Genomic DNA, 18,214 nt, shown 5'->3' with positions numbered 1-18,214 from the left:
AATCCACACCGAACCGGAAGGCCCTCACCCGTTCAAGATCCCTCAGCCGAGATCTGACTCACCCGTCCACAACCTCCCCGGACAGAACACCTAGGGCGCCGTAATACCTGGGGCTGATGGGTAAACGGCTCTGAGGTCTGACGACGGACGTGGCCCGGGTCACTACCTTCGTACGCGTGACTGTGATCGCGACCGAAAGCCTGAGCAAGCGGTTCCCCCGGGTGACCGCACTCGACCGGCTGTCCATGGACATCGGACCCGGTGTGACCGGCCTCGTCGGGGCCAACGGCGCCGGCAAGTCCACCCTGATCAAGATCCTGCTGGGGCTGTCCCCCGCCACGGAGGGCCGTGCCGAGGTGCTCGGCCTCGACGTCGCCACCAAGGGCGCCGCCATCCGCGAGCGCGTGGGATACATGCCGGAGCACGACTGCCTGCCGCCGGACGTCTCGGCCACCGAGTTCGTCGTCCACATGGCGCGCATGTCCGGCCTGCCGCCCGCGGCCGCCCGCGAGCGCACCGCCGACACCCTGCGCCACGTCGGTCTGTACGAGGAGCGCTACCGCCCCATCGGCGGCTACTCGACCGGCATGAAGCAGCGGGTCAAGCTCGCCCAGGCGCTGGTCCACGACCCGCGGCTGGTCTTCCTGGACGAGCCGACCAACGGCCTCGACCCGGTCGGCCGCGACGAGATGCTCGGCCTGATCCGCCGCATCCACACCGACTTCGGCATCTCCGTCCTGGTCACCTCGCACCTGCTGGGCGAACTGGAGCGCACCTGCGACCACGTCGTCGTCATCGACGGCGGCAAGCTGCTGCGCTCCAGCTCCACCACCGACTTCACCCAGACCACGACCACGCTCGCGATCGAGGTCACCGACAGCGACGCCCACCCGGACGGCACCCGCGCGGTCCGCGAGGCGCTCCACGCGCGCGGGGCCGACACGCACGCGGAGGCCGGCGGCCTGCCCGGCGCCGGACACATCCTGCTGCTGACCGCCACGGGCGAGGAGACCTACGACCTCGTCCGGGACGTGGTCGCCGACCTCGGCCTCGGCCTGGTGCGCATGGAACAGCGCCGGCACCACATCTCCGAGGTGTTCACCAGCAGCGACGACCAGCGGAAGGAGGCCGTCGGCCATGGCGGTTGAGCAGCCCACCCATGCGGCGACCCTGGCCGGCGACCAGACCCGCATCCACGACATCGGCTACCGCGGCTACGACGGCCCGCGCCTCGGCCGCGCCTACGCCCGCCGCTCGCTGTACTCGCAGTCCCTGCGCGGCGCCTACGGCCTCGGCCGCTCGGTGAAGTCCAAGGTGCTGCCGATGCTGCTGTTCGCGGTGATCTGCGTGCCCGCGGCCATCATGGTCGCCGTCGCCGTCGCCACCAAGGCGCACGAACTGCCGGTGGCCTACACCCGGTACCCGGTCATCATGCAGGCCGTGATCAGCCTGTACGTCGCCTCCCAGGCACCCCAGGCGGTCTCCCGCGACCTGCGCTTCAAGACCGTACCGCTGTACTTCTCGCGGCCCATCGAGAGCGTCGACTACGTGCGCGCCAAGTTCGCCGCGCTCGCCTCGGCGCTCTTCGTCCTCACCGGTGCCCCGCTGCTCGTGATGTACGTGGGCGCGCTGCTGTCCAAGATGGGCTTCGCCCACCAGACCAAGGAATTCGCCCAGGGACTGGTCGCCGTGGCCCTGCTCTCACTGCTCTTCGCCGGTATCGGCCTGGTCATCGCCGCGTTCACCCCGCGCCGCGGCTTCGGCATCGCCGCTGTGATCGCCGTACTGACCATCTCCTACGGTGCGGTGTCCACCCTCCAGGCCATCGCCGACACCCAGGGCAGCAGCAGCGCCGTCCCGTGGATCGGGCTGTTCTCGCCCATCACCCTGATCGACGGCGTGCAGTCCGCCTTCCTCGGCGGCAGCTCCGCCTTCCCCGGCGGGACCGGCCCGTCCGCCGGCGAGGGCGCGGTCTACGTCCTGTTCGTCCTCGGGCTCATCGCCGGCTGCTACGGCCTGCTGGCGCGCCGCTACCGGAAGGTGGGACTGTGACCACTCTCTCCATCGACCACGTCTCCCGCTGGTTCGGCAACGTCGTCGCCGTCAACGACGTCACCATGACCATCGGCCCCGGCGTCACCGGCCTGCTCGGCCCCAACGGCGCCGGGAAGTCCACCCTGATCAACATGATGGGCGGCTTCCTCGCCCCCTCCACCGGCACGGTCACCCTCGACGGACAGCCGGTGTGGCGCAACGAGGCCGTCTACCGGCACATCGGCATCGTCCCCGAGCGGGAGGCGATGTACGACTTCCTCACCGGCCGCGAGTTCGTCGTCGCCAACGCCGAACTGCACGGCCTCGGCGACGAGGCCGCCCGGCGCGCCCTCGCCACGGTCGAGATGGAGTACGCGCAGGACCGCAAGATCTCCACGTACTCCAAGGGCATGCGGCAGCGCGTGAAGATGGCGAGCGCCCTCGTCCACGACCCGTCGCTGCTGCTGCTCGACGAGCCGTTCAACGGCATGGACCCCCGTCAGCGCATGCAACTGATGGATCTGCTGCGCAGGATGGGCGACGAGGGCCGCACGGTGCTGTTCTCCTCGCACATCCTGGAGGAGGTCGAGCAGCTCGCCCGGCACATCGAGGTCGTCGTCGCCGGACGGCACGCGGCCAGCGGCGACTTCCGCCGGATCCGCCGCCTGATGACCGACCGCCCGCACCGCTACCTGGTGCGGTCCAGCGACGACCGCGCCCTCGCGGCCGCGCTGATCGCCGACCCGTCCACGGCCGGCATCGAGGTCGACCACGCCGAGGGCGCCCTGCGCATCCAGGCCGTCGACTTCGGCCGCTTCACCGCCCTGCTGCCGAGGGTCGCCCGCGACCACGGCATCCGGCTCCACACGGTCTCTCCGTCGGACGAGTCCCTGGAGTCCGTCTTCTCGTATCTGGTCGCGGCGTAGGAGGCCGAAGATGTACGACCCCACTGTCGCCCGGCTCACCTACCGGGCCCTGCTCGGCCGCCGTCGGGCCCTCATCCTCGGCGCTCTGCCGCTGCTGCTCATCGTGATCTCCGTGGCCGTACGCGGCCTGACCGGGGCCGACGACCAGACGGCCGCCGACGTCCTCGGCGGCTTCGCGCTCGCCACCATGGTGCCGATCATCGGTGTCATCGCGGGCACGGGCGCGATCGGCCCGGAGATCGACGACGGCTCCGTGGTGTACCTGCTGTCCAAGCCGCTCAAGCGGCCCACGATCGTCTTCACCAAGCTCATCGTCGCCATCGCCGTGACCATGGTCTTCTCCGCGGTGCCGACGCTGATCGCGGGCCTGATCCTGAACGGCAACGGCCAGCAGATCGCCGTCGCCTACACGGTCGCCGCGCTGGTCTCCTCCATCGCCTACTCGGCGCTCTTCCTGCTGCTGGGCACCGTCTCCCGGCACGCGGTGGTCTTCGGGCTCGTCTACGCGCTGGTCTGGGAGGCGCTGTTCGGTTCCCTGGTGCCGGGCGCGCGCACGCTGAGCGTCCAGCAGTGGTCGCTGGCCGTCGCCCACAAGCTGGCCGGCGGTGACCTGGTGACCTCCGAGGTGGGCCTGCCGACGGCCACCGTGCTGCTGGTGGCGGTCACCGTGCTGGCCACCTGGTACGCCGGCCAGAAGCTGCGCTCGCTGACCCTGGCGGGCGAGGAGTAGCCCGCGACGGCCACCGCGGCCTTGACGGGGACTTCACCCGGCCCCGGGCATTCTGGGCAGAACGGGTGGTACGGCTGGGAGGCCGCGGATGGCTGAGGAGATGCCGCAGCGGGAAGGGCGGGGGCGGGACGGCGAGGACGTCCGGGACAGTGACCGGGACGGCGTCTGGGACGACGTCGTCCTGGACGAGGCGTTCGTCCGGGCGGCCGGGTCCCGCGAGCCGTCCGCCCGGGCCCGGATGCTCGCCGCACGCTGGCGGGCCGAGGCGCCCGAGCCGCAGCCCTGGCGCTCCGAGGAGCCTCCGGCGGGCTGGTTCTTCGGCAGGACGCGGCGTCGCAGGTGGCGGCGCCGCTAGGCCCTCCCTTTCGGATCCTGCCGGCGTCGCCGGAAGGCACCGCCACCCGGAGCCGGCCTGATCCGGAGGAAAGGACCTGGCGGCCGTTTGCCCGCTTTTATTCGGTGGCGCCCAACTCGGTGGCGGGGCAGAGTGGTTGTGCACCATCCGCCGGGATCGTCCCGGCGTCACCGACCGGGAGCGGAGGCGGGCGATGTCCATGCACGGCAGTACGCCCGGCTCCCGACAGGGCAGCCCGAGGCCGGCTCCGGAGTGATTCCCTACCGCTCCGTGGAGCCACGGAAGCTGCCCGGGGCGGTCGCTTCGAGCACGCGATGTCGCTCTCGCGTGGACCGCCCACCCGGAGGATTGGCCGAGTGGTAAGGCACCGGCTCGCGCTGCGTTCCACCAGCGGCGAGCCGTGATCGGGCCCCTGACAGCCCGCGCACGTTCGATCCGTGCATCCTCCGCGAGACGACACCACCGGGATTCCCGCCGCCGTCGGCGGCCCACGGCGGCCCGGCCGGGGCGTTCAGCCCAGCAACCGCTCCAGCACCACCGCGATGCCGTCGTCCTCGGGGGACGCGGTGACCTCGTCGGCCACCGCCTTCAGTTCCTCGTGGGCGTCCGCCATGGCCACGCCGTAGGAGGCCCAGGCGAACATCGGGATGTCGTTGGGCATGTCGCCGAAGGCGATCGTGTCGGCGGCCTTCAGACCCAGCCGGCGGGCCGCCAGGGACAGGCCCGTCGCCTTGGACAGGCCGAGCGGCAGCAGCTCGACGATGCCCGCGCCCGCCATGGCCACCGAGACGAAGCCGCCGGCCGTCCGCCGGGCCGCGTCCGCCAACTCGTCGTCGCTCAGCGTCGGATGCTGGATGTAGATCTTGTTGAGGGGCGCCGTCCAGAGGTCGGAGGCGTCCGTGAACGGGGTCGCGGGCAGCTTGCCGGTGACCGCGTACCCCGGGCCCACCAGCACCTCGCCGTCGAGGCCGTCCCGGCTGGCCGCCAGGTACAGCGGACCCACCTCGGCCTCGATCTTCGCCAGGGCCACGCCCGCCAGCTGCCGGTCCAGGGTGACCGAGGTCAGCAGGCGGTGCGCGCCGGCGTCGTAGACCTGGGCGCCCTGGCCGCAGACGGCGAGGCCGTCGTAGCCGAGGTCGTCCAGGATGTGCCGGGTCCACGGGACCGCGCGGCCGGTGACGACGATGTGCGCGGCGCCCGCCGCGGTGGCCGCGGCGAGCGCGTCACGGGTGCGCCGCGAGACCGACTCGTCCGGGCGCAGCAGCGTTCCGTCGAGGTCGGTGGCGACCAGCCCGTAGGGGAAACTCACCGGGACACCGGCTCCAGGACCTCGCGGCCGCCCAGGTACGGGCGCAGCACCTCGGGGACCCGGACGGAGCCGTCGGCCAGCTGGTGGTTCTCCAGGATCGCCACGATCGTGCGGGGTACGGCGCACAGCGTGCCGTTGAGCGTGGCGAGCGGCTTGACCTGCTTGCCGTCGCGGACCCGGATGGACAGCCGGCGGGACTGGAACTCGGTGCAGTCCGAGGTCGAGGTCAGCTCGCGGTACTTGCCCTGGGTCGGGATCCACGCCTCGCAGTCGAACTTGCGGGCGGCCGAGGAGCCGAGGTCACCGGAGGCGACGTCGATGACGCGGAACGGCAGCTCCAGCGAGGTCAGCCACTGCTTCTCCCACTCCAGCAGGCGCTGGTGCTCGGCCTGGGAGTCCTCGGGCGCGACGTACGAGAACATCTCGACCTTGTCGAACTGGTGCACGCGGAAGATGCCCCGGGTGTCCTTGCCGTGCGAGCCGGCCTCGCGGCGGAAGCACGGGGAGAAGCCCGCGTACCGCAGCGGCAGCCGGTCGGCGTCGATGATCTCGTCCATGTGGTAGGCCGCCAGCGGGACCTCGGAGGTGCCGACCAGGTACAGGTCGTCCTTGTCGAGGTGGTAGACGTCCTGGGCGGCCTGGCCGAGGAAGCCGGTGCCGGCCATGGACTGCGGGCGGACCAGCGCCGGGGTGAGCATCGGGGTGAAGCCGGCGGCGGTGGCCTGGGCGATCGCCGCGTTCACCAGGGCCAGCTCCAGCAGGGCGCCGACGCCGGTGAGGAAGTAGAAGCGGGAGCCGGAGACCTTGGCGCCGCGCTCGACGTCGATGGCGCCGAGCAGCTGGCCCAGCTCCAGGTGGTCCCTGGGCGCGAAGCCCTCGGCACCGAAGTCGCGGATCGTGCCGTGCGTCTCCAGCGTGACGAAGTCCTCCTCGCCGCCGACGGGCACGTCGGGGTGGACGAGGTTGCCGAGCCGGAGCAGCAGTTCCTGGGTCTCGGCGTCGGCCGCGTCGCGCTCGGCGTCGGCGGCCTTGACGTCGGCCTTCAGCTGCTCGGCACGCTTGAGGAGGTCGGCCTTCTCGTCGCCGGTGGCCTTGGGGATCTGCTTGCCGAGCTGCTTCTGCTCGGCGCGCAGCTCGTCGAAGCGGACGCCGGAGGACCTGCGCCGCTCGTCGGCAGACAGGAGGGCGTCGACGAGCGCGACGTCCTCTCCACGGGCGCGCTGGGACGCGCGCGCACGGTCGGGGTCCTCACGAAGCAGGCGAAGGTCAATCACAGGGCCAAGGCTACCGGTGCGGGGTCGCGGCTCACGAATCACTATTCCGGAGGGTTCTGATTCGCGGCTTACGTTCCGTTATGCGGTTATTGCCGTTCGTGTCAAGGAAAAGTGTCTCACTCCCTGGGACGGGGCATGCCCCGGACGCCCGGTTGACCGGATTCCCTTGTCGCGGACGGGATTTGGCGGCCGGGTTGTCCACAGAGGGCGGCACGTTCGGCAGAGTTATCCACAGGGTGTGGGGAAAGTCTGTGGACTTCGGAATTGATCACCGTCGAAACCATGATCAGCTCGATGAATTCCCAGGGCAAACTCCGTCGACACCCACTTTCGGGTGGAAAACGGTCGCTCCAAAAGATGAACCCCGGGAAACGGGTGGACGAAGGGTGAACCGGGCGAAGGTGGCCTCGGTGGGGCACCACAGGGCGATTTGTCGACCCGCCGACCCTGTCCTGTCGACTTGTCCCCAGGTCGAGAAGGGCACCTGTGGATAACTTCTGTGGATAACGTTCGTCCGCAGATACGACCGGTCAGAACCGGCCGTCCTGGCAGCGCGCCACCCAGTCCGCCGCCGCGATGAACTCCTCGTCGGAGGTCCCCGGCGCGGTCGGCCTGGCCCCGCCCGGTGCGATGTCCGCCCGGGGATACGAACCGAGGTAGCGCACCTGGAGGCAGATCCGCCGCAGCCCCGTCAGCGCCTCCGCCATCCGGCGGTCGGCGATATGGCCCTCGGCGTCGATGCAGAAGCAGTAGTTCCCGATGCCCGCGCCGGTCGGCCGGGACTGGAGCAGCATCAGGTTGATGCCCCGCGAGGCGAACTCGCCGAGCAGGTCGCGCAGGGCGCCGGGGTGGTCGTCGCGCTGCCACAGCACCACCGAGGTCTTGTCGGTGCCGGTGGGCGCGGCCGGCCGGGCCGGGCGGCCGACCAGCACGAACCGGGTCTGCGCGTTCTCCGCGTCGTGGATCCCCGTCTCCAGCGCCTCGAGGCCGTACCGGGCGGCGGCGAACTCGCCCGCGAAGGCGGCGTCGTAGCGGCCCTCCTGGACCAGGCGGGCGGCGTCCGCGTTGGAGGCGGCCGACTCCCAGAGGGCGTCCGGGAGGTTGGCCCGCAGCCAGTTGCGCACCTGGGGCTGGGCCGCCGGGTGGGCGGAGACCGTCTTGATGTCCGTGAGCTTCGTGCCGGGGCGGACCAGCAGCGCGAAGGTGATCGACAGCAGCACCTCGCGGTAGATCATCAGCGGTTCGCCGGCGACCAGCTCGTCCAGGGTGGTGGTGATGCCGCCCTCGACGGAGTTCTCGATCGGCACGAACGCGGCCTCGGCCTCGCCGGCCCGCACCGCGTCCAGCGCGGACTGCACCGACACGTAGGGGATCAGCTCCCGGGTGGCCGTCTCCGGGAGCGTGCGCAGAGCGACCTCGGTGAAGGTGCCCTCCGGGCCGAGATAGGCATAGCTCGCTGGCATGACCTCACCCTAATGGCCGCGGGGAGGCCCGTCGCACGTGTCTCATGGATGCCACTCGACCGGGTGGTTTGAACCCGGTTAGCCCTCCAGCAGCCGCTGCCCCACGTACTCGCCCTTCGCCGCCCCGCCCGGCACCGCGAACAGGCCGCTGGCCTCGTGCCGGATGTACGCGGACAGCGCGTCGCCCCGGTCGAGCTTGCGCTGCACCGGTACGAAGCCCCGCAGCGGGTCGGCCTGCCAGCAGACGAACAGGAGACCGGCGTCGGGCGTACCGTCCGCGTCGATGCCGTCGTGGTAGGAGAACGGGCGCCGCAGCATGGCCGCGCCGCCGTTCCGGTCGGGCCGGGTGATCCGGGCGTGCGCGTTCAGCGGGACGACGTAGTTCCCGTGGGCGTCGGCCTTCTCCAGGTCCATCGGGGTCGTCTCGTCGCCGCCGGACAGCGGCGCCCCGTCGGCCTTGCGGCGCCCGATGACCTGCTCCTGCGCGGTGAGCGACAGCTTCTCCCAGTCGTCCAGGAGCATGCGGATCCGGCGTACGACCGCGTAGGAGCCGCCCGCCATCCAGGCGGGCTCGCCCGCGTCCGGCACGAAGATCCGCCGGTCGAAGTCGGCCTCGGTGGGCTTCGGATTGCGGGTGCCGTCGACCTGGCCCATGAGGTTGCGGGCCGTCATGGGGTGGGCGGTGGCGCCCGGGCTGCGGTTGAAGCCGTTCATCTGCCAGCGCACCCGCGCGGCCGAGCCGGCGTCCTTCTGGATCGCGCGCAGGGCGTGGAAGGCGACCAGGGCGTCGTTCGCGCCGATCTGCACCCACAGGTCGCCGTCGCTGCGGGACTTGTCGAGCCGGTCGGAGGAGAAGTCCGGCAGCGGGTCGAGGGCGGCCGGCCGCTGCTTCTCCAGGCCGGTCCGGTCGAAGAAGGTGTGGCCGAAGCCGAAGGTGAGGGTCAGCGCGGACGGGCCCGCGTCCCGGGCCACACCGGTGTCGCCGTGCGGGGCGGCCTCGCCCGCCATCAGCCGCTCGGCCGTCGTCGACCAGCGGCGCAGCACGGCCGCCGCGGCCCTGCGGCCCGCGCCCGGCGCCAGGTCGAACGCGACGAGGTGGCCGCGCGCCTGGAGGCCCTCGGTGATGCCGGGCTGATGTTTCCCGTGAAACATCGCCCGCTCGGAGCCCACCGAGGTCAGCGGGGTGGCCCCGGCGGGCGCGGCGGCGTAGCCCACCGCACCGCCGGCCGCGCCGAGCACGAGACCGGTGGCGCCGGCGGTGCCCAGCACGGCACGCCGGGAGACGCCGCCGGGTCCGGAGGGGGACCCGGGCCGCGCCGGCGGCGCCTCGGGCGTACGGGCCTGGGGGACGGACTGGTCGGGCATGGTGCGGTTCAGCCGATCTGCGCGTTCTTGGAGACGGTCACCTGGTCGATGTCGGAGGTGCGGACCGTGACGGCGACCTTCCAGTCGCCGGCCATGGGGATCTGCACGCCGTTCGCCGACCAGTGGCCGGTGGCGAGGTGGTCGGGGTCCACGGTGAGCGGACCGATCTTCTTGGCCTCCAGGGTGAAGGCGACCTTCACCTCGGGGACGTCGAAGGCGCGGCCGTTGGGCCGCTGGACGTAGACGTGCATCTCGTTGCCGCCCACGCGCGCGGGGTCCAGGTCGACGCTGACGACGCCCTTGCCGTCGGTGCCGCCGGTGTCGAACGGCATGTCCAGGGTGAGCGCGCCGGAGGACGCCGAGGTGTCGGAGCCGGTCGACGCGGAGGCGGCCGCCTTGGCCTCCTGCTCGGTGCGGCCGGGCTCGGTCTGGGTGAGCGCGGTGGTGACGGCGAGCAGCACGAGGGCGACGCCGGCCTCGGCGAGCACCGAGCGGCGCAGGCCGAAGCGGTTCGGGTCGGCGTCGCGCAGCCGCTTCTCACGGGCGGACGCGACGGCCGCGCGCTGCCGGGCGAGCTGGGCGGCCCGCCCGGAGTCGGCGCCCCCGCTCTTGCCGTCGCTGCTCTTGCCGCCGTCGCTCCTGCCGGCGCCGCTCTTGTCGCCGCCGGCCGTCCGCGCGGCGGCGACCTGCTCCTTGCGGGCCTGCACCTGGGCCTGCGCCCTGCGCGGCTTCCCGGCGCCGGCGACCGGGTCGGTCAGCCGGGCCGTCCACCGCCGGGACACGCCCGCGATGCCGACCAGCACCGCCACCAGGGCGATCTTGACCAGCAGCAGCTGACCGTAGCGGGTCTCGGTGAACGCCGACCAGGAGCCGAGCTGCCGCCAGGACTGGTAGACGCCGGTGACCACGAGGGCGAGGACGGAACCGAAGGCCACCCGCGAGAACCGCCGCACGGCGGCGGCCTCGACCGGCGTCTCGGCGGGCGCCCGGTACAGCGCGGTCAGCAGGGCGGTGAGGCCGCCCAGCCAGGCGGCGACGGCCAGCAGGTGGACGACGTCGACCGGCATGGCGAGGCCCGGCTGGAGCCCGGTGGAGGCGTGCTCGGCCATGGCCCAGCTGGCCGCGAGCCCGGCCGCGACGACCACTCCGCCGACCGCGAGCCCGAAGGTCAGGTCGCGTTTCTCCTGGCCCTCCTCGCGGCGGGTGTAGGCGCCGAAGAGCACCGCGACGAACAGCGCGGCGGCGGCGAGCAGCAGCAGCCGGGAGACCAGGGCGGCACCGGTCTTGGTCTGGAGCACCTGGCCGAGCAGGTCGAGGTCGAAGACGTCGGCGGCCTTCCCGGAGGTGGTGTAGGAGCCGCGCAGGAGCAGCAGCCACAGGGTGGCCGCGGTCAGCGCGACCCAGCCGCCGACGACCAGCCGCTGCAGGGGCCGTACGCCCGCGCCGCGCCGCCAGCAGGCGAGCACGAAGGCCGCGCCGCCGGCGAGCACGATGAAGCCGGCGTACGACACGTACCGCCCGACCGCGTAGAGGCCGCCCACGACTCCGCCGCCGGCGACCGGTCCGGTGCCGGAGACGACGGTGCGCGAGGGCGCCCCGATGGAGAAGGTGTAGGCGCCGGCGACGGGGTGGCTGTCGGCGGACACGACCTGGTAGGTGACGGTGTAGGTGCCCTTGGACAGGCCGCTCTTGAGCCGCACGGCGTACGTCGTCCCGCTCAGGTTGGCCGGGCCGCCGGTCTGGACCGGCCTGCCCCGGGGGTCGAGGACGCGCAGGGAGTCGTCGTTCATCGCCACCTTCTCGGAGAAGGTGAGCGACACCTGGGTGGGCGCCTTGTCGGCCACCACCCCCTGTGCGGGGTCGCTGCCGGTCAGCGCCGCGTGGGCGGAGGCCGGTCCGGCGCCCGCCAGCAGCGCCCCGGTGACGGCGATGAACAGCAGCACCAGGATCCGCAGGCGGGGGGTGATGGTCCGGGTCACGGTGGTCCCTCCCTCAGTGGCCGGTCGACGGGTTGTACGTGGTGGACCTCACCGGCATCTCGACGGTGAGGGGACCGGTCTTGGCGAAGCCGAGCTTCACGGTGACCGTCTGGCCCTGCCTCGGTGCCCGCTTCAGTTTCTCGAACATCAGGTGGTTGCCGCCGCTGCGGAAGACGAGCCGCCCGTGGGCCGGTATGGAGAAGGAGGACTTCTCCGTCATGGCCCCGCCGGTGGTGCTGTGCATGGTGACCTCGCCGGCGACGTCACTGCTGACCGAGGTCAGCTCGTCCCCGGCGCCGCCCTTGTTGGTGATCGTCAGGAACCCGGCGGCCATGTCGCCGGAGACGGGCTGGGGCATGTACGAGGCGCTGACGGACAGCTCGGCCCGCTGCGGGCCGGACCCGGAGCAGCCGGTGAGGGCCACGGCGCCGGTGAGCGCGCCCGCGGCGAGGACGGCGGCCGGGCGCCTCACGGCTTGGCTCCCTTGACGAGCTTGGGCAGGTCCTTGGTGTAGTCGTCGACCGTGGCGTCCTCGCCGTAGAGGACGTACCCGGCGTCGGTCTTCGGGGAGAAGGCGACGACCTGGGTGCCGTGCACGGAGACGAGCTTGCCGTTCTTGTCCTTCTTCGTGGCTTCCACGGAGATGCCCAGCGACCGGGCGCCCGCCTGGATCCTGGCGAAGTCGCCGGTCAGGCCGATGAACTGCGGGTCGATGCCCTTGAGCCACCTGCCCAGCTCGGCGGGGGTGTCCCGGCCGGGGTCGGTGGTGACGAACACCACCCGCAGGTCGTCCTGCTCGGCCTTGGGCAGCGCCTTCTTGGCGACGGCGATGTTGCTCATCGTGGTCGGGCAGATGTCGGGGCAGTGGGTGTAGCCGAAGTAGACGAGGGTCGGGTGGCCCGCGGTCTCCTTGCGCAGGTCGTACTTCTTGCCGTGGGTGTCGGTGAGGACCAGGTCCGGCTTGGCGAAGGGCTGGTCGAGGACGGTGGCGGGTCTGCCCGCCCCGGATCCTCCCGAGACCACGGCGACCGGCGACCCGGAGTCGTTCCCGGTGCCGCAGGCGGACAGGGTCAGGGTGGCGGCGGCGAGCAGTACGGCCGCGGTGAGCGTCTTGGTGCGCATAGCAGAAATGTCCTGGTTGTGTGGATTCCGGCGCGCACCGGGGTCGGGCGGGGCCGTCGGGTGACGGCGGGGCGCGACGCCCGGTGCGCGCGGCGGAGGCAGGGGCTCAGGCGGCGGTGCGGCGGCGGCCCGCGAGGACGCCGTAGGCCACACCGGCGGCGCCGATGACGATGCCGACGACGCCGAGCACGCGTGCGGTGGTGTCACTGCCGCTGCCGGAGCCGGCGGCCGCCGCGGCCGAGTTGTCGGTCTTCTCGGCGGCGTTCTCGGTGCCCGCCCCGCCGTGGTGGTCGTCGGTGGCGGCGGACAGCTCCAGGACCGGGGCCGGGTTCTCCGGCTCGTCCTGGCCCTTCTGCGGCACCTCGATCCAGCGCACGACCTCCTTGTCGGAGTACGTCTGCACGGCCTTGAAGGTCAGTTCGTCGGTGTTCTCGGGCAGGGCGCCCAGGGAGAGCGGGAACTTCTGGAAGTAGCCGGGCTCGATGCCCTTGCCGTCGGCGGTCCAGGTGACCTTGGTGACGGCCTCGTCGATCTTCTCGCCGTGCATGGTCAGCGGCTTGTCCAGCTTGGACTTGGTGACCGCGACCTTCCAGCCGGGGACCGGCTGCGGCATCACGGAGGCGAGCGGGTGGCCGGCCGGCAGGTTCACCTCGAGCTTGGTGGTCGAGGCGTTGTCGCGCTCGTTCGGGACCTTGAAGTCCACGACCGCGTAACCGCCCTTGGCCGCGGCGCCCTCGGGCTGCACGGTGACGTGCGCGAAGGCGGGGGCGGACAGGGCCAGAACGGCCGTACCCGCGGCAGCGGCGGCGGCGGCGATACGAGAAGCCTTCATGGAAGGAAGCACTCCACTTCGAGTGAGGTCCGGTGGTGAGAGGTACACGTGTGCGCGCGGCCGGCCGTCCTGGCCGTACCGCTGGGAAAACGCGCACGCGCGCGTGCCGCGCGAAGGCGGCGCACCGGTGTCCGAGTCCGTGGAGGGGAGCGGTGGCCGCGTCAGGCGGCGAGGAGGAAGCCGGCCGCGGGCGGGCCGCGCCGGATCACCGTGTGCTGGAGTACGGCGGTGTGCGGGGCCGGCGTCTCGCCCCGGTCGGGGCGCGGGCCGCGCGGGCCGGGCCCGGCGGCGGGCAGCAGACCGGCGCACAGGGCGCGTGCCAGCGCGAGCGCGGCGCGCAGGGATCGTACGAGTGCCCCCTCCGCGACTCCGTGCGCCGACAGCTCGATCAGCCGCAGCACGGCCAGGTCGCCGCGGCGCAGCAGCCAGCCTGCGGCGAGGGCCGCGAGGACGTGGCCCAGCAGCATCGGCAGCGAGGGCAGCACCCCGGCCGAGGCGCCGGTGGCGTCGTGCGCGTGCTGCAGGACGCCCGGGGCGGCCGTCGGCCGGCCGGCGCGGTCGATGAGCCGCGCGTCGAGCAGCAGCCGGAAGGCGTGTCCCGGGGTGAGGGAGGCCGGCGCCGACCCGCACAGCAGCCGGGCGGCCTGCTCGACCAGCGCGCCGTCGCTCAGCACCCCGCCCGCCGTCGTTCCCGCCGTCGTCCCCGTCGGCATCCCGGCCATCGCGGCCTGGTGCTGGCCCAGTCCGAACAGCGTGTGCAGCGCGGTCTGGCCGAGGGCGAGGAGCGCGGCGATGCCCGGCAGCGAGCGGGTCCGCCCGGCGAGCGGTGCCACGAGCAGCAGGGAGCCGAGGAAGCCCGCTCCGAGCGACCACAGCGGCACGCCCGCGCAGGAGGCCAGGGTGTGCCCGCACGCGGCCAGCGCGACGCAGACCGCGGCGAACACCGCGGCCCGCAGGATCCGGAGCCCGGCTCCGGGACGCGCCGTGCGCGGGTGGGGGGCAGTCATGGCGGCCTCATCATCGCACTGCCCCGACCCGCCGCCTACGGCAGGGCGCCCGAGCCGGCCCCGCCCGGCCGGTCCCTCATACACCGATTCCTCCCCCGGCGCATCGGCTGTATGGGCGGACTCACGCCGACGGAGTGCTTATGACCGCCTACGGGCGGCAATACGTAACCGTATGTCGAGCCGGCCAGGAGGCTGGAGCATGAGCATCTGGTGGTCACTCCATCTGCGGCGTGAGGCCGCCAGCGTGCCGCTCGCCCGGCGGCTGCTGATCGGCACGATGGAGACGGCGGGCGTCGACCCGGACATCTCCTACGACCTCTCCGTCGCCCTGAGCGAGGCCTGCGCGAACGCCGTCGAGCACGGCGGGGACACCGTGCCCGGCACCTCGGAGGCCTACCGGGTGACCGCGTACCTGGACGGCGAGACGTGCCGTATCGAGGTGTCCGACTCCGGTCCCGGCCTCATCCGCCCCGCGGACCCCCGGCCGGCCCGCCCGGACGCCGAGCACGGCCGCGGTCTGTGCCTGATCCGCGAACTCGCCGACCACGTCCACATCGGTGCCCGGCCCGGCCGGGCCGGGACGGTCGTCAGCTTCGACAAGGTCCTCAAGTGGAAGAAGGACCCCTCGCTGCTCACGGCCTGAGCGGCCGGACGGCTGGACCGGCCGGCCTGAGGCGTCCGCCGGCGGGAGCCGGTACGGCGGCTTCAGCGGGCGGGCCCCAGCACCCTCGCCAGCGCATCCAGGGCCTCCGGGTACGCCCGCTCCCGGGGCGTGCCGTAGCCGACGACGAGGCCCTGCGGCCGGCCGGGGTCCGGGCTGTGCCAGTGCTCGCCGAGCGCGCCCAGCGCCAGGCCCTCCGCCTCCGCGCGGGCCAGCGCCTCGGCCTCGTCCGGCACCTCGACCAGCGCGTGCAGCCCGGCCGCGATCCCGCGCACGCTCCGGCGCGCGCCGAGCCGGTCCAGCAACTGGTCCCGGCGGCGCCGGTAGCGCAGCCGGCACGCGCGCACGTGACGGTCGTAGGCGTGGCTGTCGATCAGCTCGGCGAGGGCCAGCTGGCCGATGGTCTCGGTGTGGTGGTCGCTGTGCAGCTTGGCGTCGGCGACCGCGTCGGCCAGGTGCGGGGGCAGCACCATCCAGCCGAGGCGGAGCGCGGGGCCGAGCGTCTTGGAGGCGGTGCCCAGGTACACGACCTGGCCCGGCGCCATGCCCTGGAGGGCGCCGACCGGCTGCCGGTCGTAGCGGAACTCGCCGTCGTAGTCGTCCTCCACGATCAGGCCGCCGTGCGCGCGGGCCCAGTCGGTGAGCGCCCGGCGCCGCTCGGGGTGCAGGGTCACCCCGGTCGGGTACTGGTGGGACGGCGTGACCACCACGGCCGCCGCCCCGCCCAGGTCCTCGGGGCGCACCCCGCGCGCGTCGACCCGGACGGGCAGGACCGTTCCGCCGTTGTGCCGCACCACCTGCCGGTGGAACGGCTGCCCCGGGTCCTCCATGGCGACGGCCGCGCCGTCCAGCACGCGCGTGAGCAGCGCGAGGCCCTGCACGGATCCGGAGGTGACCACGATCCGCTCCGGCGGTGCGAGCACCCCGCGGGTCCGGCCGAGGTAGCCGGAGAGCGCGGTGCGCAGCTCGATCCGGCCGCGCGGGTCGCCGTAGTCGTACGCCAGCGAGGGGGCCGTCGCTATGGCCCGGCGCAGCGCGCGCAGCCAGGCGGCGGCCGGGAACGCGCCGACGTCCGGGCTCCCGGGGCGCAGATCGAAACGCGGCGCACGCGCGTGTGCGTGGGCCCGCGGCGCCTCGGCGTCCACGACGGGCAGTTCCGCGACCCGGGTACCGGAGCCCTGGCGGGCCGTCAGGTACCCCTCGGCGACCAGCTGGTCGTACGCCGCCTTGGCCGTCCCCCGCGAGATCCCCAACTCGGCCGCGAGCCGCCGGGTGGCGGGCAGCCGCGTCCCGGGCGTGAGCCGCCCGTCGCGCACGGCGTCCCTGAGCGCCCGTTCGAGCCCCACCCGGCGGCCGTCCGCCGAGTCCGGTTCCCGGTGCAGGCCGGCACCCACCCCGGACCAGAAGTCGTCCACGTCTCCACCCCCGTCAACCGCCGCGGGAACCGCGCGGCCGGCCGCCGCCCACCGCCCCCGGACGACAACGGCCGGGCACCTCCCCGGTACCCGGCCATTGAATCCCAGATCAGCCCTTCAGCGAGGCCATCCACGCCTCGACGTCCTCGGAGCGCCGCGGCAGGCCGTCGGAGAGGTTCCGGTTGCCGTCCTGCGTGACCAGGATGTCGTCCTCGATCCGTACGCCGATGCCCCGGTACTCCTCCGGCACGGTCAGGTCGTCGGCCTGGAAGTACAGCCCCGGCTCGACGGTGAGAACCATGCCCGGCTCCAGCGTGCCGTCCACGTACGTCTCGGTGCGCGCGGCGGCGCAGTCGTGGACGTCCATGCCGAGCATGTGCCCGGTGCCGTGCAGGGTCCAGCGACGCTGCAGGCCCAGCTCCAGGACGCGCTCGACCGGGCCCTCGACCAGGCCCCACTCGACCAGCCGCTCGGCGAGCACGCGCTGCGCGGCGTCGTGGAAGTCGCGGTACTTGGCGCCGGGCCGCACGGCCGCGATGCCGGCCTCCTGGGCGTCGTACACGGCGTCGTAGATCTTCTTCTGCAGCTCGCTGTAGGTGCCGTTGACGGGCAGCGTGCGCGTGACGTCGGCGGTGTACAGCGTGTGCGTCTCCACGCCGGCGTCGAGCAGCAGCAGGTCGCCGGAGCGGACCGGGCCGTCGTTGCGCACCCAGTGCAGCGTGCAGGCGTGCGGGCCGGCCGCGCAGATGGAGCCGTAGCCGACGTCGTTGCCCTCCACGCGCGCCCGGAGGAAGAACGTTCCCTCGATGTAGCGCTCGCTGGTCGCCTCGGCCTTGTCGAGGACCCTGACGACGTCCTCGAAGCCGCGGACGGTCGAGTCGACCGCCTTCTGCAGCTCGCCGATCTCGAACTCGTCCTTGACCAGGCGGGCCTCGGAGAGGAAGACGCGCAGCTCCTCGTCGCGCTCGGCGGTGACCTTGTCGGTCAGGGCCGCCTCGACACCGGCGTCGTGGCCGCGCACCACGCGGACCGGGCCGGTGGCCTCGCGCAGCCTGTCGGCGAGCTCGCGCACGTCGGCGGCCGGGATGCCGTACAGCGCCTCGGACTCGGTGAGGGAGTGCCGGCGGCCGACCCACAGCTCGCCCTGGCCGGAGAGCCAGAACTCGCCGTTCTCGCGGTCGGAGCGGGGCAGGAGGTAGATCGTCGCGTCGTGGCCGTCGCCCCTGGGCTCCAGCACCAGGACGCCGTCCTCGGTCTGGTCGCCGGTGAGGTACGCGTACTCGACGGAGGCGCGGAAGGGGTACTCGGTGTCGTTCGAGCGGGTCTTCAGGTTGCCCGCCGGGATCACCAGGCGCTCGCCGGGGAAGCGGGCGGAGAGCGCGGCGCGGCGGCGCGCGGTCTCGGCGGCCTGCGGGATCGGCTCCAGGTCACGCAGCTCGGTGTCGGCCCAGCCCGACTTCATGTTCTCGGCCAGCTCGTCGGAGACGCCCGGGTACAGGCCGTTCTTCCGCTGCTTGACGGTCTCCTCGGACTCGGTCTCGGGGCCCTCCGCGGTAGCGGAGTCGGGCACAGCCGGGTTGAGCTCGTCGGACACGTGATCCTCCTCGATACGCCTGGTGATCTCCCCCGGGGCCCGCGACGCTCCTGCTTGTGGCCGAGCGGGGACCTCCATCATCGTACGGTCGCACCGGGAGCGGGCGGGGCCGGATGACCTGTTATGCCCGGTCATGCCGACAGGCCGG

17 protein-coding genes and 1 tRNA gene are annotated in these 18,214 nt (G+C 72.9%); 7 read left to right on the top strand and 11 right to left on the bottom strand.

Annotated elements, in window-relative coordinates; translation table 11 throughout:
• Positions 1 to 182: 182 nt before the first annotated feature.
• The 6 genes from ACZ3ZD_RS33130 to ACZ3ZD_RS33105 all read left to right on the top strand — a co-directional run bounded on the left by ACZ3ZD_RS33130 (position 183) and on the right by ACZ3ZD_RS33105 (position 4,494).
• Positions 183 to 1,148 carry an ABC transporter ATP-binding protein gene (locus ACZ3ZD_RS33130; RefSeq protein ID WP_467405704.1) on the top strand — a complete coding sequence of 322 codons (966 nt, stop codon included), beginning with the start codon at positions 183 to 185 and terminating at the stop codon, positions 1,146 to 1,148.
• Positions 1,138 to 2,052 carry an ABC transporter permease subunit gene (locus tag ACZ3ZD_RS33125; RefSeq protein WP_467405679.1) on the top strand — a complete coding sequence of 305 codons (915 nt, stop codon included), beginning with the start codon at positions 1,138 to 1,140 and terminating at the stop codon, positions 2,050 to 2,052. The genes ACZ3ZD_RS33130 and ACZ3ZD_RS33125 overlap by 11 nt, the downstream gene beginning before the upstream one ends.
• The gene (locus ACZ3ZD_RS33120; protein ID WP_467405675.1) at positions 2,049 to 2,960 is read left to right on the top strand and encodes an ABC transporter ATP-binding protein; all 912 of its coding nucleotides are present in this window, start codon (positions 2,049 to 2,051) and stop codon (positions 2,958 to 2,960) included. The genes ACZ3ZD_RS33125 and ACZ3ZD_RS33120 overlap by 4 nt, the downstream gene beginning before the upstream one ends.
• Before the next feature lie 10 nt (positions 2,961 to 2,970).
• Complete coding sequence (locus tag ACZ3ZD_RS33115) at positions 2,971 to 3,690, top strand: ABC transporter permease subunit (RefSeq protein ID WP_467405673.1); 720 nt, start codon at positions 2,971 to 2,973, stop codon at positions 3,688 to 3,690.
• Positions 3,691 to 3,778: 88 nt separating this feature from the next.
• The gene (locus ACZ3ZD_RS33110; protein WP_467405669.1) at positions 3,779 to 4,045 is read left to right on the top strand and encodes an SGM_3592 family protein; all 267 of its coding nucleotides are present in this window, start codon (positions 3,779 to 3,781) and stop codon (positions 4,043 to 4,045) included.
• A gap of 342 nt (positions 4,046 to 4,387) precedes the next feature.
• Positions 4,388 to 4,494, top strand: a tRNA-OTHER gene (locus tag ACZ3ZD_RS33105).
• A 62-nt stretch (positions 4,495 to 4,556) separates the two neighbouring features.
• Here the strand turns inward: ACZ3ZD_RS33105 and ACZ3ZD_RS33100 are convergent.
• The 9 genes from ACZ3ZD_RS33100 to ACZ3ZD_RS33060 form a co-directional block, all read right to left on the bottom strand.
• The gene (locus tag ACZ3ZD_RS33100; protein WP_467405667.1) at positions 4,557 to 5,354 is read right to left on the bottom strand and encodes an HAD family hydrolase; all 798 of its coding nucleotides are present in this window, start codon (positions 5,352 to 5,354) and stop codon (positions 4,557 to 4,559) included.
• Entirely contained in the window at positions 5,351 to 6,628 is a 1,278-nt protein-coding gene (gene serS / locus ACZ3ZD_RS33095) for a serine--tRNA ligase (RefSeq protein ID WP_467405663.1), read from the bottom strand. Before serS ends, ACZ3ZD_RS33100 begins: the two co-directional genes overlap by 4 nt.
• 530 nt (positions 6,629 to 7,158) lie before the next feature.
• Positions 7,159 to 8,091: a prephenate dehydratase gene (gene pheA, locus ACZ3ZD_RS33090; RefSeq protein WP_467405660.1), complete on the bottom strand. Its 933-nt coding sequence runs from the start codon at positions 8,089 to 8,091 to the stop codon at positions 7,159 to 7,161.
• 78 nt (positions 8,092 to 8,169) lie between these two features.
• On the bottom strand, positions 8,170 to 9,456 hold the full coding sequence (efeB, locus tag ACZ3ZD_RS33085; protein WP_467405656.1) for an iron uptake transporter deferrochelatase/peroxidase subunit: 1,287 nt from the start codon (positions 9,454 to 9,456) through the stop codon (positions 8,170 to 8,172).
• 8 nt (positions 9,457 to 9,464) lie between these two features.
• On the bottom strand, positions 9,465 to 11,435 hold the full coding sequence (locus ACZ3ZD_RS33080) for a copper resistance CopC/CopD family protein (RefSeq protein ID WP_467405652.1): 1,971 nt from the start codon (positions 11,433 to 11,435) through the stop codon (positions 9,465 to 9,467).
• Between the two features lie 13 nt (positions 11,436 to 11,448).
• Positions 11,449 to 11,907 (bottom strand): copper chaperone PCu(A)C, encoded by a 459-nt coding sequence (locus ACZ3ZD_RS33075; protein WP_467405650.1) that lies wholly within the window; start codon positions 11,905 to 11,907, stop codon positions 11,449 to 11,451.
• On the bottom strand, positions 11,904 to 12,557 hold the full coding sequence (locus ACZ3ZD_RS33070) for an SCO family protein (RefSeq protein ID WP_467405647.1): 654 nt from the start codon (positions 12,555 to 12,557) through the stop codon (positions 11,904 to 11,906). Before ACZ3ZD_RS33070 ends, ACZ3ZD_RS33075 begins: the two co-directional genes overlap by 4 nt.
• A 106-nt stretch (positions 12,558 to 12,663) precedes the next feature.
• Entirely contained in the window at positions 12,664 to 13,389 is a 726-nt protein-coding gene (locus tag ACZ3ZD_RS33065) for a YcnI family copper-binding membrane protein (protein ID WP_467405645.1), read from the bottom strand.
• Positions 13,390 to 13,550: 161 nt separating this feature from the next.
• On the bottom strand, positions 13,551 to 14,396 hold the full coding sequence (locus ACZ3ZD_RS33060) for a hypothetical protein (RefSeq protein WP_467405642.1): 846 nt from the start codon (positions 14,394 to 14,396) through the stop codon (positions 13,551 to 13,553).
• 199 nt (positions 14,397 to 14,595) lie between these two features.
• Here ACZ3ZD_RS33060 and ACZ3ZD_RS33055 point away from each other — a divergent pair, with 199 nt between their 5' ends.
• Positions 14,596 to 15,039, top strand: coding sequence for an ATP-binding protein (locus ACZ3ZD_RS33055; protein WP_467405640.1), 444 nt, complete (start codon positions 14,596 to 14,598; stop codon positions 15,037 to 15,039).
• Between the two features lie 62 nt (positions 15,040 to 15,101).
• Here ACZ3ZD_RS33055 and pdxR read toward each other — a convergent pair whose 3' ends face one another.
• Both pdxR and ACZ3ZD_RS33045 read right to left on the bottom strand, forming a co-directional pair.
• Complete coding sequence (pdxR, locus tag ACZ3ZD_RS33050) at positions 15,102 to 16,472, bottom strand: MocR-like pyridoxine biosynthesis transcription factor PdxR (RefSeq protein WP_467405637.1); 1,371 nt, start codon at positions 16,470 to 16,472, stop codon at positions 15,102 to 15,104.
• Between the two features lie 109 nt (positions 16,473 to 16,581).
• Positions 16,582 to 18,066, bottom strand: coding sequence for an aminopeptidase P family protein (locus ACZ3ZD_RS33045; RefSeq protein WP_467405634.1), 1,485 nt, complete (start codon positions 18,064 to 18,066; stop codon positions 16,582 to 16,584).
• Positions 18,067 to 18,214 lie beyond the last annotated feature (148 nt).

This window comes from Streptomyces sp. NPDC023481, assembly GCF_055560195.1.
This window is presented reverse-complemented; position numbering and strand designations above follow the sequence as displayed.

Bases quoted from the DNA above. Each gene is read 5' to 3' on its own strand.
- ACZ3ZD_RS33125 (WP_467405679.1), top strand. From the start codon at position 1,138: ATGGCGGTTGAGCAGCCCACCCATGCGGCGACCCTGGCCGGCGACCAG.
- ACZ3ZD_RS33115 (WP_467405673.1), top strand. From the start codon at position 2,971: ATGTACGACCCCACTGTCGCCCGGCTCACCTACCGGGCCCTGCTCGGC.
- ACZ3ZD_RS33110 (WP_467405669.1), top strand. From the start codon at position 3,779: ATGGCTGAGGAGATGCCGCAGCGGGAAGGGCGGGGGCGGGACGGCGAG.
- pheA (WP_467405660.1), bottom strand. From the start codon at position 8,091: ATGCCAGCGAGCTATGCCTATCTCGGCCCGGAGGGCACCTTCACCGAG.
- efeB (WP_467405656.1), bottom strand. From the start codon at position 9,456: ATGCCCGACCAGTCCGTCCCCCAGGCCCGTACGCCCGAGGCGCCGCCG.
- ACZ3ZD_RS33070 (WP_467405647.1), bottom strand. From the start codon at position 12,557: ATGCGCACCAAGACGCTCACCGCGGCCGTACTGCTCGCCGCCGCCACC.
- ACZ3ZD_RS33065 (WP_467405645.1), bottom strand. From the start codon at position 13,389: ATGAAGGCTTCTCGTATCGCCGCCGCCGCCGCTGCCGCGGGTACGGCC.
- ACZ3ZD_RS33060 (WP_467405642.1), bottom strand. From the start codon at position 14,396: ATGACTGCCCCCCACCCGCGCACGGCGCGTCCCGGAGCCGGGCTCCGG.
- ACZ3ZD_RS33055 (WP_467405640.1), top strand. From the start codon at position 14,596: ATGAGCATCTGGTGGTCACTCCATCTGCGGCGTGAGGCCGCCAGCGTG.